This is a genomic window from bacterium, from assembly GCA_040755755.1.
GTDB lineage: Bacteria > SZUA-182 > SZUA-182 > DTGQ01 > DTGQ01 > DTGQ01.
Map to the genome: position 1 here is coordinate 90,187 of JBFLZW010000013.1, position 12,111 is coordinate 102,297.

Below are 12,111 nucleotides of genomic sequence, written 5' to 3' on the forward strand. Positions count from 1 at the left end.
GTCTTACCACCTCCTGCCTACTTTTCGATGATTGTTTCCTTGATCTTCATCCCGAAATGGCGGCCTGCTTCCTCGATATAAACCAGGACCTCGGATCCGGGCCGAAGGTCAACGACCGATACCGGATGACCGTCAGGCTGGGTCAGCCGGATAGTTTCGGCGTTTTGCAGGATTGTGGTCAGGACCTCGCCCTCCAGCTCAGCCTGGATGAAAAGGAGGGGCCGGCGCTCGATTTTGGTCCTGCCGACAATGGCTGATTCGGTCTTTCCCTGATAGTCCACAATCAGGATCGAATCTCCCGCCTTCAGCTCAGAGAGGTATTTGGTCTTGTTATCAGCCAGAAAGACATAGGCATGAACCGGTCCGGCATTAACCCGAAAGGGCCGGGGCTCGACATAGGGATTGACGACGGTTTCCGAGTGGACCAGAAAGAGGGCCCGGCTGCTGTTTCCCACCAGCATGCCCTGCCCTTCCGTCATCATGGTGCAGGTATCGATGCACACCCGGTCTCCCATGCCGCAGGGGGAGACTTCCAGAATCCTGGCAATTTTCAGGGGCATGCTCTGCCGTGTTCTTTTGGCCACGGCAATGGCTTTTTTAACTTCACCAGGGTCCTGGGAATTGATCAGCACTCCATCCACTCCCTTTTCCAGTATTCCCAGCGCGGTTTCAGCTTCCTGACTGCCGGAAACTTCGGCGATCAGCCCTTCAGTCTGGGCAATGATGTTTTCCAGGGGGATGATGGTCCAGTCACTGGTCCGCACAATGACCATTTTATCCCTGGCCAGCCTGACAATTTCTTCCTCATCCTTCTTGCCCTTGATTTCCCACTCGACAACCTCTTCCCCCAGCCGCAGGTCACCGTTGGCACTGATAGTCTGAATCAGCCCCAATTGCCTGACCTTTTCCGTATATTCCTGATCCACCATGACAGCGTCCGCTCCGCTCTCAAGGGCAGTAGTGACAATCGACTTATTCCAGGGAATAGCCCGCACCCAGACCTTTTTCATTAACTTGCCTCCACCAGTTTCAGAGCTTCCTCCACCTTCCACCCCTCGTGGACCATGTTGCTGATGGCCCTGACAATCTGCTCCGGTTTCGGGTGCTGGAAGGCATTGCGGCCGATGGACACCCCGGCCCCCCCTGCTTCCAGAGACCCCTGAACCATTTCAAGAACCTGGCGGTCGGTTTCCATCTTCTCTCCGCCGGCAATAACCACCGGCACAAAGCACCCCCTGACCACATCGGCGAAGGACTCGGCGCTGCCGGTATAGGCCACCTTGATGATATCGGCTCCCAGTTCGGCACCAATCCTGGCGGCGTGCTTAACCACGGCGGGATCGTATTCATTTTTGATCTTCGGCCCCCGCGTATACATCATGGCTACCAGAGGCAATCCCCACTGCTGGGCCTTTTTGGCTGTATCTCCCAGGTCCTTGAGCATGGATTTTTCATCGTCCGAGCCGATATTGACATGGATGGAGACCGCATCAGCCCCAGAACGGATAGCCTCCTCCACGGTACAGACTAAAACCTTGGCATTGGGATCCGGAGAAAGAACGGTGCTGGCTGAAAGATGGACAATCAACCCGACATCTTTTCCTCCCCCGCGGTGCCCGGCAGCCACCAGCCCTTTGTGGATAATAATGGCATTGGCGCCTCCGGCAGCCACCGAATCTACAGCCTTTTTGGCGTCAATAAGACCGGGAATGGGACCCAGCGTGATCCCATGATCCATGGGCACAATGACCGTTCTTTTGGAATTCCGATTCATGATTCTTTCTAAACGAATTTGTTTACCAACCATACATTAACCCCCTTTTGAAAGTATTTGGCTGAAGTTATTCTATTGGAAAGAATATCCCTTGTCAATGGATATTCTCTTCTTGAGGAGCCAGAAGAGAGTGGTCAGTGACCACTAAAAAATCTCTCAGGCAGCATAAGGGAATTTACCTGAACATCGTCTGGTATGGTGATAAGAGAACTGATTATCTTCATGAAGGTAATTCAGAGTATTATTTTATATTCTATTATTATTAACTTTAACTTAATTCCTTTAGAAAGCTTAAACAGAAAAACCCATTCTCTCAGGAATGGGTTTTTTGTTTGATCCATGCCATCTGCCGGAGGCTTTATTTCAAAATCTTCGAGATGATACTTTTCAATATCTTCGGGTTAATAGGCTTGGTGATATACTCGAAGGCACCTATCCTCATAGCCTTGAGATAGGAATCCACCTCGCCCAAAGCAGTCATAATGATAATTTCGATTTTGGGATACTTGCCTTTAACGATTTGCAGCAATTCCAGACCGTCGATAATCGGCATTCTCATGTCAGTAATAATCAGGTGGGGCTCTTGTTGCTCGATCAAGGCCAGGGCCTCCTGTCCGTTGTCTGAAATCATCACATCATAGCCATCATCCAAGAGGATATCCTGCAACGTAATGCACATGTTTATGTTATCATCAACTACCAGTATCCGGTTCTTTTCCATCCTGTTCCACCTGCAAGTATCAATATTCTCTTATGCATACTGTGTGTTGAGCTCCTGGATAAAAAAGAGCTGCCCCGAGAATCAACTCATCAATAAATTCCTTACAGTTTCTCTTCGGAAATCTCACCATTGTTACTTGGGTGTAAAACCGTTCTCCCGAATATCTTATGGTCGAATCTCTTATGGAGGTATCAATTATCATGCTAAATTTTAATATTATCAACCTGAGTGAACCAAGTCAATAGACCGCCCTGCCGAATCCGAATATCAATCAAAAAAACATCCGATGGGCTAAAAACCAGGCTACCTTCAACTGATGTCGATGAGATCCCAGAGCCGGTCAGAGAGAAAGGCGCAAAGACTTTCACGGGTGATTTTCAGGGAGCCCCTTGGCGGATTGATCAATCCCTCGTAGAGAGACTCCAATACCAGAACAGGGTCTACATTCTCCTGTCCGGCGGAGAGAAACATCCGCAAGCTCTTTGGCTGTTCCTTGGGGGAATCTTTCCTGAAAGTAAGGTCAAAAATCAGCGGCCGGATATTGACCATTTTTTTTAAATCAGGATCTTCGTCATTTTCGAGGTTCTTTCTGTTCTTTTGTACCCAGATTTCATCCCTGGCTAAAAACCGGGCGATGTGCTCCTGGTGATCGATACCCCCGTTGCCATCCTTCCAGGTCCGATCAGGAACCTGGACCTGATAGATGGCCCGGTTGATCAGGGCGGAGAGGGAGCGGGCCTGCAATGGAATGCGCCGGGCGTGCAGCATTCTTATTCCTTCGGGCAACTGCTCATTGATCCTAATCAGGAACTCTTCCGGCTCTACCGGCTTATGGAAAACAAAATCGGTGTATTCGCCCAGGCCCTCTACCCCTACCGGCAAGGGGAGACCAAAGGAAATCTGCGGATGGGGATGAAACCCCTGGCTGAAGGTTATCGGAAGATCAGCCCGCCGGATGGCACGAAAAAATACCCGCATCAGATCTAAATGCGACATGTAAACAGCCGGACCAGTCTTGATGAATTTCCCTCGAATCTGGCAGGCCTTTTTCCCGGTACTATCTTTTCCCGGTGACATCGGCTCCGGACTGCGGGAAAGTCCTTCCGGATTTTCCCGGCTGGCCAGGGCCGTGGGGAGCGCGGGTATGGCAATTCCCCGGCTCTGGCAGGCTCCGCATCCGTGGCAGTGGCTGGCCCGGCAGTCGGCAGTCAATTCTTCCCGAAGGGCTTTATCTGCCTCGTGTGCCAAAAAGCGTGAGGCTGCCTTTGAGCCCAGGTGCTCCCAGGGCAGAAGCTCTTTTTCCCCTATGGACCGCTGAGCGTAGAAGGCCATGTCGAGGTGATTTTCGGCAAAGGCCTGCTCCCAGAGGGAGAAATTGAACTGCTCGGTCCACTGGTCGAAGCGGGAGCCAAGCTCCCATGCCCGGACGAGGACCCGGCTCAGGCGACGATCTGCGCGGGAAAGCGCCGCCTCGAGGCAGCTTACCTGCGGGTCCCGGCACTTCACCTTGAAGTTTCGGCTGTTCAACTGCTGAGAGATGGTTTTCTCTTTCTCCCGCAAAAGCTCCATGGGCTCCTGCGGCATTCGCTGAAAGGGTGTATGGGGCTTGGGCACAAAGGGCGAGATCGTCAGATTGATATTGATCCGCCGCTCTTTATTCCATTTTCTCCCCAGTTTCAGTATCTCCCGGCAGGTAGTCACGATTCCGTCAATGTCTTCAGGCCGCTCGGTTGGAAGGCCGATCATGAAATAAAGCTTTAAGAGGTCCCAGCCCTGCTCAAAGATCAGGCGGGCAGTCGAGAAGATATCCTGGTCGGTGATCCCCTTATTGATAACGTCACGCAGCCTCTGGGTGCCGGCTTCGGGAGCAATGGTAAAGCCGGTCTTTCGGACCTCCTTGATCGAGGAAATCAGGGAAGGGCTGATCGTTCCCGGCCTCAGCGAGGGAAGCGAAAAAGCCACCATATGGGCCTGGCAATCCGGGCGCAAAAGGCCCAGCAATGGTTCGAGAAGGCTGTAATCACTGGAGCTTAGGGACACCAGAGAAAGCTCTTCATACCCAGTCGAGCGGATGGATTCCCTGGCCAGGGCCAGCAGGTTTTCCGGTGAACGTTCGCGGACTGGACGGTAAATATATCCGGCCTGGCAAAAGCGGCACCCCCTGCTGCACCCTCTGGCAATTTCCAGGGCAAAACGGTCATGGACAGCCTCGATGAACGGGACCACCGGCCGTGCGGGATAAAAAACCCGGTCAAGATCAGAGACCACTCTCTTTTCGATCCGCCGGACGGGTACCGGCCCGTGTTCCAGAGGCTGCTCACCCTGGTGAGAAATCCTCCGAATAGTGCCATCGGCATGATACTCTACCCGGTAATGGGAGGGGACATATACCCCGGGGAGCCTGGCCATTCTGTCGAGCAGCATCGATCGCGGCCAGTCTTCCTCCCTGGCCTTGATGGAAAGGTCAGCGATCTCCAGGATCACCTCTTCACCATCCCCCAGGACGAACAGGTCGAAAAAGTCTGCCAGCGGCTCAGGGTTGAAAGCTCCCGGCCCGCCGCCGATAATCAGGGGGAAGGATGTATCACGCTCCGAAGCGAGGAAGGGAATTCCAGCCAGGCTGAGCATGTTCAGGATATTGGTGTAGCAGAGTTCATACGGCAGGGTGAAACCGAGCGCATCGAACTGCCGCACGGGTTTTCCGGATTCCAGGGCATAGAGGCTGATGCCGTTGTCCCGCATTTTGTGCTCTGCATCGGGCCAGGGGTTGAATACCCGCTCGGCGAGCGTATCGGGCCGGTTATTCAGGATGCCGTACAGGATCTTGATAGCCAGGTTGGACATGCCGACTTCGTAGAGATCGGGATAGGCCAGAGCCATGCGGAACCGGACCTGATTCCAGTCCTTGTGGATGGAGTTAACCTCGCTTCCCAGGTAACGGGCAGGCTTGGTAACCTGCAGCAGGAAGTTTGAAAAAGAGTTTATCCTATCCATCGGCTATGACTTCTCTTTCCGGGGCTGATAGATGCACATCGGCTCCTCGGCCAGATAATCATCCGAGGCCTGATAGGCACGCGCCCGGCAGCCACCGCATATCCAGCGGTACTCGCAGCGGCCGCACTTCCCGTGCAGCTTGTCGGGGTTTCTCAGGTCCAGAAAGAGGGGTGACTCGGCCCATATCCGGCTCAGGCGCTGATCGCGGATGTTTCCGGCCACGACAGGCAGATAGCCGCAGGGACAGACCTCTCCTTTATAGGAGACGAAGCAAAATCCCGTCCCTCCCAGACACCCCCGGCTGTAAGCGGAAAGCCCCCGCGCGGCATGAGATGCAGGCAGTTTGCCGGATAACTGATGGACAATCCGGTAATAATGGGGAGCGCAGGTCGCTTTGACCTGAATGGGATACTGCTGCCCGAATTCATAAAACCAGCGCAGCACCTTTTCATATTCCACGGCTGAAATTTCATCCCCCTCCAGGCTTTTCCCCCGGCCTGTCGGGACCAGAAGGAAGATATGCAGTGCCTGGGCCTTTAATTTTATCGCCAGATCCGCAATGGCCCCGATCTCTTCAAGGTTCCTCCGGGTAATGGTGGTGTTGATCTGGAAGGGAAGCTCTACCCTCCTCATCTCCTCGATCCCGTCCAGAGCCCCCCGATAGGCCCCCGGCAGCCCCCGGAAACTGTCGTGGCTCTCCTCGCTGGCCCCGTCAAGGCTGATACTGACCCTCTGGACGCCAATTTTTTTCAGCGTTCTGGCCCTGTCATGATCGACCAGGGTCGCGTTTGTAGCCAGAACCACCCGTAAGCCCCGGTAGGATGCGTATTCAATGACCTCGAATGAATCCTCCCGGCTGAGCGGTTCCCCGCCGCTGAAGATTAAAATCGGCGGCTCTTTGAAGTCCGCCATGCTGTCGATAAAGGAGCGGCTTTCCGATAAACTCAATTCTTCCGACGAGACATCATGAGTGGCCGACCCCCGGCAGTGGAGGCAGTTGAGGTTGCATTTCCGGGTAAACTCCCAGGCAATAAGCCGAAGCGTACTGTCAATCTTTTGATTCAACATATGTATTTCCCCGAATAAGGTGATGGTAATTTCCTGGCATTTCAGACGCTTTATAGTGAAATCTGAATCGCAGGAACTTATGATACCATTAAATTACCTTTCAGGCAACCCACTCCTGGTTTTCCTGCTCAGGCTTTTCAACTAACAACCTACAGCCTGAATGCCTCCAGTCTATCTACCTGCGTAGTTACCCCGACTTCTCCCTTTTCGACCGGAACGCAAACGTAAGGATGAGGGTACTTTTCCGTCTAAAGAGAGTAGCTATGACAGGCCTGATAAGGTCGCATTGGAAAAGATCGTGTTTGAGTCCAGTAGCTTTTACAGTACGTACATATTCTCTTCTATCTCTCAATATCTCCAAAGCCGTCTCCTGCAGGTAATGCTGCCAGTTTTCCCTCTAACCTTCTGTTTTCTCCCTGGCTGATACTCTCGACCGGACATTGAAAAGCCTTCGGGCTCTCACCCTCATAAAACCCGATCTTTTTGTTCTTTTCCATGCCAGACTGGAAAAATCACGGGACAGGCATAGATGCCCTTATCGGACTGGTTTACGAAAGGGGGGTGTGTCAATGGTCATAACTTTTTGATTTCATTCAGGAGTTCTCCCTGCATGAATACCGTTTTCACCTCAAATCAGGCAGCAAAACATTAATCATCAAACTAAGGTTCAGGAGGCAAGCACATGAAACACATGAACGGCAGCAAGTACACTTCAGAAAGATTGACAAAAGTCCTTTCTCTATCCCTGTCTCTGGCAGCGGTGATTTTTTTCACCCGCACGCTCCCCGCCCTTGCGGGAGGCGGTGGCGGTGGAATGGGCGGTATGGGTGGCGGGATGGTCATGAGCAGTATGGGCTATGGCGGCTTTGGTGCCAATTATGGAGCCGGCTATGGTGTTCCCGTCGTGACGACCGGCTATAATCCCGCCGGTTATGCCATGAGCTATGGCTATGGGGCGGCAGGCATTGGCCCAGGATACGGATCTGGCTACACCATTCCCACAACAACCTTTGTTCCCACCACCAACACGGCGGCTATGTTCAGCGGATTGGGTACGGGATTGGGAACATGGGGGGGCCAGTCTGGTACATCGGCAGTGCCTTCCTGGGGCCAGAACAATGTGTTCGGCAACGCCTATGGCACCACATTCAGCATGCCAGCCCTGACCCAGACAACGAGCGGCACGTACGGTATGAGTAATACCGGCATGAACAACTACGGCATGAGCGGAAGCGGCGACATATACCGCCAGGATCAGGGACACATGATGAGCGGGCATCATGCGATGAACTGGGGAATAAATCAGCCGGTGGTCACTACCCCTGACACCATTGTAACATCTCCCGCCGGGACAACCGTTATTACTACCTCTCAGCCAGTATCTTCCGGAGCTCCAGGAGGTAACCCGATGCCCTACGCCAATGCCATCAATGATCTGGGAGTTGCAGGCTATATGACCGGATTAGGCACCGCAAACCCGACCTTTACCCCAAGGGCAAGCGCTGCTGCCTCCACTTCCTGGGGCTCTTCCTTCGGCGCTCCGGGAACGTTTCTTCCTTACGGCTCGGTAAACCAATACGGTTATACGTACGGTAGTCCGTGGTTGTGATAATGGAAGGATTAAATTTTCAGCCTCCTTCCTGCTGATTTTATGAGCAGGGAGAAAGTGAGGAACCGTTTCTTATGTGGTGGGGCATGCGCCCCACCATAAAATCAGTAACAAATTAGTATCTTAATACTTTAATAGGCAAGTAGGTAAGACGAGGTTAATAAATTATGAAAAACAAGCAAAGAACACGCCTTCTCCTCTCTATCGGCGGGCTGGTAAGTATGGCCCTGATTTTTATGGTTGTTACCACTTCTGCACTGGCTGCAAACGGTGGACTGATGATCAGCGAACAGAATTGCCCCCTCACCGGAAATGAAATAACTTTTACGGTTTCCATCGTCAATGCCCCTCAGCCGGTAAACAGCATGGGCTTTAAGATCAGCTATGATGCAAGTGCCCTTGAATATGTGGGATATGCAAGAGGGACCCTGACGGCAGGATTTACTCTTTTAGAAGTCAGCAGACCCTCGAATGGCACGTTGCAGGTTGGCGGGTTGGATACCGCAACCGGCATAGCCCAGGGAGCCAGCGGGTCCGTCGTAGAATTGACTTTTAGAGTCCTCACCTGTAAAACCAGCCCCCTGCAACTCACCAATCTCATCGACGATCTGGCAGGCTGGGCCACCGCCAATGGACAGCTTATTCCCCAATCCTCCTCGAATCCAGGAGGACAAAGCAGCACAGGCAGCACAGGCAGCACAGGCGGTTCTGGTTCCACCGTGCCATATGGATATGGTTATGGCACACCGATGCCTGGTACTGGCTATGGCTACGGCAGTCCTGTTTATGGCACACCGACTGGCACTGGCTATGGGTATGGCACTCCTGTGTATGGCACACCGGCCAGTACCGGCTATGGCTACGGAGCCCCTGTATATGGCACACCGACTGGTTCCGGCTATGGCTACGGGGCTCAGGCTGGCTATAGTTTTGGCACTCCGGTCAGTTACGGATTCTCTTCTCCGGTAGGCTATGGGCTTACCTCATCTCCCTTTGGTGTTGGTTTCACTAACCCATTGAGTTCCGGTTTCTCAACTCCGTGGAGTTCGGGCTTTGCCTCTCCCTTTGGTTTTGGAGTGACTAATCCGATAGGTTTTGGTCTAACTTCAGGATACGGTTATACTTCTCCCATGAGCTATGGGATCCCCTCTTCCTTCAGCTATGGTTTTACTTCTCCCGTGACGGGCTCTTTCCCCTCGACGTTCGGTCTTAGCGGGTTCGGGGCCAGCGGATTCGGATCATATCCTTACCTGACTTCCTGGTCGTTCTAAGTACACAGCGCGTTAAATCCGCGGCCAGTTAAAGCCGCCCCTTCACTCCCTCGCCCCCCTTTGGGGGGAGAGGGCTGGGGTGAGGGGGGCGTCGTTGAACCAAACCGGCCGCGTAATTCCCGTGCCGTGTACTTAGGATACGCGGTCTTTCGTGCAGGCTAAGACGGCGGAAATACGCGTGCTGGTCAGGCAGACCGCGCAAGGGATTATCGAAATCGGGCAAAGACTGATTGAGGTGAAGGAAAGGTTGGGGCATGGGAATTTTATTCCGTGGCTAAAGAGTGAATTTAACTGGTCATTGCAAAGTGCAAAACGGTTTATGAATGTTGCTGAAACCTTTGGTCAAAATCAACAAATTGTTGATTTTTATCCATCCGCTCTTTATGCACTTGCAGCACCTTCCATCCCAGACGAAGCCCGCGAGGAAGCGCTTACCCTTGCCGAATCGGGCCTGATGCTCGGTCGGGACAGGGGCGGGTTGCGGGAGCTGGTTGAGAGGGAGATTGTTGCTGTATCACTGGTGGAAAATTTTCCACAAGTGATTTTGATTTTCCAGGAGCAGTCCTAGCATGCTCTTTCTGTCTTCTCTTCGCCCTCTCCGCTTCAATCCTCTTCAGTTGTTCGTATTCTCTGGCCTTTTGCTCTTCTTCTGGTGCTTTGGCAACGGAAGCTGCTCAATCCCGCGCGTGATCCTGCCTATTACTTCTTTGGCAAAAATTGGAGGGTGATTCGGGATGGTGAATTTTTTGCTTGACTGGTAAACGACTTTATGAGTAAAATAATAGAAAATTATAGAACACTATCGAACATGAGGTAATAAAATGGATAATCAAGAAATTTTAACTATGAAGGAAGCGGCGGCGTATCTGAAAATAACAGAAAAGACTTTGCTTAAATTGGTCAAAGAAAACAAAGTTAGGGCCTTACGAGTAGGAAACGTATACCGATTTATCAAAAAAGAACTCACCGAAGATGTCAGGGAGAAAGAAGCAAAGGTGGCTACAAGATGAGCATCGAGGCAATAGAGCTCTTTGATATTTTCTCAGGAACCTTCGGCAAGGAAAAAGCTCAAGCAGCGGTACGGGATATTGAAACCCTGATATCCGAGCACAAGCGGGAGTTGGCGACGAAAGAGGATATCAAGGAAGTAAAAGGTGATATCCGAGAAACCGAGCTTAAACTGACCAAGGAGATTGAATCGGTCAGGCTGGAAGTGGAAAAAGCAAAATCAGGTATTGTCAAATGGTTTGCCGGTCTTTTGATTGCCTACACAGGGGTAATTATCACCATACTTACACTTCTTAAGTAGTCGGTCCCGGAAGGTGATAGCGACACCTTGCCGAGACCTGGCCGGTACATGGCTTATTGAGGCGCTACCATGCCGGTTAAGTCATTATCTCATCAAAAAAACATTCCATCTCCCCTTTTCCCTTGCTTCAATCACCTTACAAAATTGCCTTATCCATGCATTTCGAGCGATTTCTGAGGCGCTGGTGAAGTGTGGCGGGGTGATCGTGGATTCATTCAAGGGCAGGAATCAGATTCGTACCCTATGAGGCTGACGGGATCTCGGCGGGGGATTTCGTACATTGCGGTCGGTCTTATGGTCGGTTCGTTTTCCTCTGGGAGGCCTCTGGTCGGTGCGGTTATTGTCTGGGGTTAAAAATGTACTCCGGACAAAAATCCATAATGGAGTCCTCCGGCTTCTACATCCTCCTCAAAAATCGTTACTTCAGCCTTGGAATAGCGGATCTGTAATCCAAGATTAAAGATTTTGCTAATAGTCCAGTAAATTCCTCCTCCGATCCAGAAACCGAGAGCAGAATCAGACTTAGTACATAGCGCGGGAATTACGCGGCCGGTTAAATAATGGCCCCCCTCACCTGCCACACAGGGATCCCCTGTGGCGGAGGCTCTCTGCCACTCCCTCTCCCCCCCCAAAGGGGGGTAAGGGAGTGGAGGAGGGCTATCCCTCAGAGAAAGGCAGCGAGCACCTGTATTCGATAGTCGCTAACGGAGAGCACATGGAGGGTGGGGCTGCTTTTTTGCCCCACCAAATACCGCACGCCATCTCTTTGTCGAGCCTAACTGGTCGCGGATTTTAATGCATGTTATGTACGCAGAAAACAAAAAAACCGCCAGTATTGTAGACTCTGTTTACCTGCCCCTTCAGGCAGGAATCTTACCAGAAAGTTTCCTCCCTGATAAGATTTTCACAAAGCCTATAACACTGACGGCCAATATCTTTCTTGCCCTATCTATCGGTAATGTGCCGCACGGAGAACTACTGGTATAATTTTTTCAGGCATCAATCAGAGATTTGACCAGTCCGAAGCCCACGTTCAGCATGCATGGTATATTCTTTGCCCCTTTGTGCCTGAGTTGTTACGAAATAAAGAGAATTTACTTGCCAATAGGGGGCGATTTTCGTAGAATCGTCAAGGGAATTCGCAATTATCAGCATACCCCGCAGATAGTCATTTTTCTTGCGGATGGCTCAATACATCCGCTTTTGAGAACAGCCGGGCTTAACTTAAGAGCGTTGTCCTTCAGGAGCGAGGAGAAAAAGAGGTTGCCCTGCGCTCAATGCCTGCCCTTGAATGTTAATGACATTGACCTCAGGGGGAGGGATTGAGTGGGTGCAACTCCCGCTGATTATTGGGAGTTCTCTGCG

Annotated in this window: 12 protein-coding genes; 5 read left to right on the plus strand and 7 right to left on the minus strand. The window is 51.8% G+C overall.

The window, feature by feature from the left end:
• Positions 1–17 precede the first annotated feature (17 nt).
• The 6 genes from AB1611_04915 to AB1611_04940 all read right to left on the minus strand — a co-directional run bounded on the left by AB1611_04915 (position 18) and on the right by AB1611_04940 (position 7,054).
• Positions 18–1,010, minus strand: a complete 993-nt coding sequence (locus tag AB1611_04915) for a 3-dehydroquinate synthase II (GenBank protein MEW6378930.1) — start codon at positions 1,008–1,010, stop codon at positions 18–20.
• Entirely contained in the window at positions 1,010–1,807 is a 798-nt protein-coding gene (locus AB1611_04920; protein ID MEW6378931.1) for a 2-amino-3,7-dideoxy-D-threo-hept-6-ulosonate synthase, read from the minus strand. Before AB1611_04920 ends, AB1611_04915 begins: the two co-directional genes overlap by 1 nt.
• Before the next feature lie 325 nt (positions 1,808–2,132).
• Positions 2,133–2,495, minus strand: coding sequence for a response regulator (locus AB1611_04925; protein MEW6378932.1), 363 nt, complete (start codon positions 2,493–2,495; stop codon positions 2,133–2,135).
• 309 nt (positions 2,496–2,804) lie between these two features.
• Positions 2,805–5,489, minus strand: a complete 2,685-nt coding sequence (locus tag AB1611_04930) for a TIGR03960 family B12-binding radical SAM protein (GenBank protein ID MEW6378933.1) — start codon at positions 5,487–5,489, stop codon at positions 2,805–2,807.
• Between the two features lie 3 nt (positions 5,490–5,492).
• On the minus strand, positions 5,493–6,557 hold the full coding sequence (locus AB1611_04935; protein ID MEW6378934.1) for a radical SAM protein: 1,065 nt from the start codon (positions 6,555–6,557) through the stop codon (positions 5,493–5,495).
• A gap of 341 nt (positions 6,558–6,898) precedes the next feature.
• Positions 6,899–7,054 carry a hypothetical protein gene (locus AB1611_04940; protein MEW6378935.1) on the minus strand — a complete coding sequence of 52 codons (156 nt, stop codon included), beginning with the start codon at positions 7,052–7,054 and terminating at the stop codon, positions 6,899–6,901.
• 185 nt (positions 7,055–7,239) lie between these two features.
• Between AB1611_04940 and AB1611_04945 the strand changes: the two genes are divergently transcribed.
• The 5 genes from AB1611_04945 (at position 7,240) to AB1611_04965 (ending at position 10,746) form a co-directional block, all read left to right on the plus strand.
• Entirely contained in the window at positions 7,240–8,166 is a 927-nt protein-coding gene (locus AB1611_04945; GenBank protein ID MEW6378936.1) for a hypothetical protein, read from the plus strand.
• Between the two features lie 167 nt (positions 8,167–8,333).
• Positions 8,334–9,437: a cohesin domain-containing protein gene (locus AB1611_04950; GenBank protein MEW6378937.1), complete on the plus strand. Its 1,104-nt coding sequence runs from the start codon at positions 8,334–8,336 to the stop codon at positions 9,435–9,437.
• 151 nt (positions 9,438–9,588) lie between these two features.
• Positions 9,589–10,005: a DUF3102 domain-containing protein gene (locus AB1611_04955; protein ID MEW6378938.1), complete on the plus strand. Its 417-nt coding sequence runs from the start codon at positions 9,589–9,591 to the stop codon at positions 10,003–10,005.
• Between the two features lie 253 nt (positions 10,006–10,258).
• Positions 10,259–10,447 (plus strand): helix-turn-helix domain-containing protein, encoded by a 189-nt coding sequence (locus AB1611_04960; GenBank protein ID MEW6378939.1) that lies wholly within the window; start codon positions 10,259–10,261, stop codon positions 10,445–10,447.
• Positions 10,444–10,746, plus strand: a complete 303-nt coding sequence (locus AB1611_04965) for a hypothetical protein (protein ID MEW6378940.1) — start codon at positions 10,444–10,446, stop codon at positions 10,744–10,746. The genes AB1611_04960 and AB1611_04965 overlap by 4 nt, the downstream gene beginning before the upstream one ends.
• Positions 10,747–11,096: 350 nt before the next feature.
• On the opposite strand, the gene AB1611_04970 is transcribed toward AB1611_04965, so the two are convergent.
• Positions 11,097–11,327, minus strand: coding sequence for a hypothetical protein (locus tag AB1611_04970; protein MEW6378941.1), 231 nt, complete (start codon positions 11,325–11,327; stop codon positions 11,097–11,099).
• Between the last annotated feature and the right edge of the window lie 784 nt (positions 11,328–12,111).

Coding starts and splice junctions, on each gene's coding strand:
- AB1611_04915 (MEW6378930.1), bottom strand. CDS start 1,010: ATGAAAAAGGTCTGGGTGCGGGCTATTCCCTGGAATAAGTCGATTGTC.
- AB1611_04920 (MEW6378931.1), bottom strand. CDS start 1,807: ATGGTTGGTAAACAAATTCGTTTAGAAAGAATCATGAATCGGAATTCC.
- AB1611_04925 (MEW6378932.1), bottom strand. CDS start 2,495: ATGGAAAAGAACCGGATACTGGTAGTTGATGATAACATAAACATGTGC.
- AB1611_04930 (MEW6378933.1), bottom strand. CDS start 5,489: ATGGATAGGATAAACTCTTTTTCAAACTTCCTGCTGCAGGTTACCAAG.
- AB1611_04935 (MEW6378934.1), bottom strand. CDS start 6,557: ATGTTGAATCAAAAGATTGACAGTACGCTTCGGCTTATTGCCTGGGAG.
- AB1611_04940 (MEW6378935.1), bottom strand. CDS start 7,054: ATGGAAAAGAACAAAAAGATCGGGTTTTATGAGGGTGAGAGCCCGAAG.
- AB1611_04945 (MEW6378936.1), top strand. CDS start 7,240: ATGAAACACATGAACGGCAGCAAGTACACTTCAGAAAGATTGACAAAA.
- AB1611_04950 (MEW6378937.1), top strand. CDS start 8,334: ATGAAAAACAAGCAAAGAACACGCCTTCTCCTCTCTATCGGCGGGCTG.
- AB1611_04960 (MEW6378939.1), top strand. CDS start 10,259: ATGGATAATCAAGAAATTTTAACTATGAAGGAAGCGGCGGCGTATCTG.
- AB1611_04965 (MEW6378940.1), top strand. CDS start 10,444: ATGAGCATCGAGGCAATAGAGCTCTTTGATATTTTCTCAGGAACCTTC.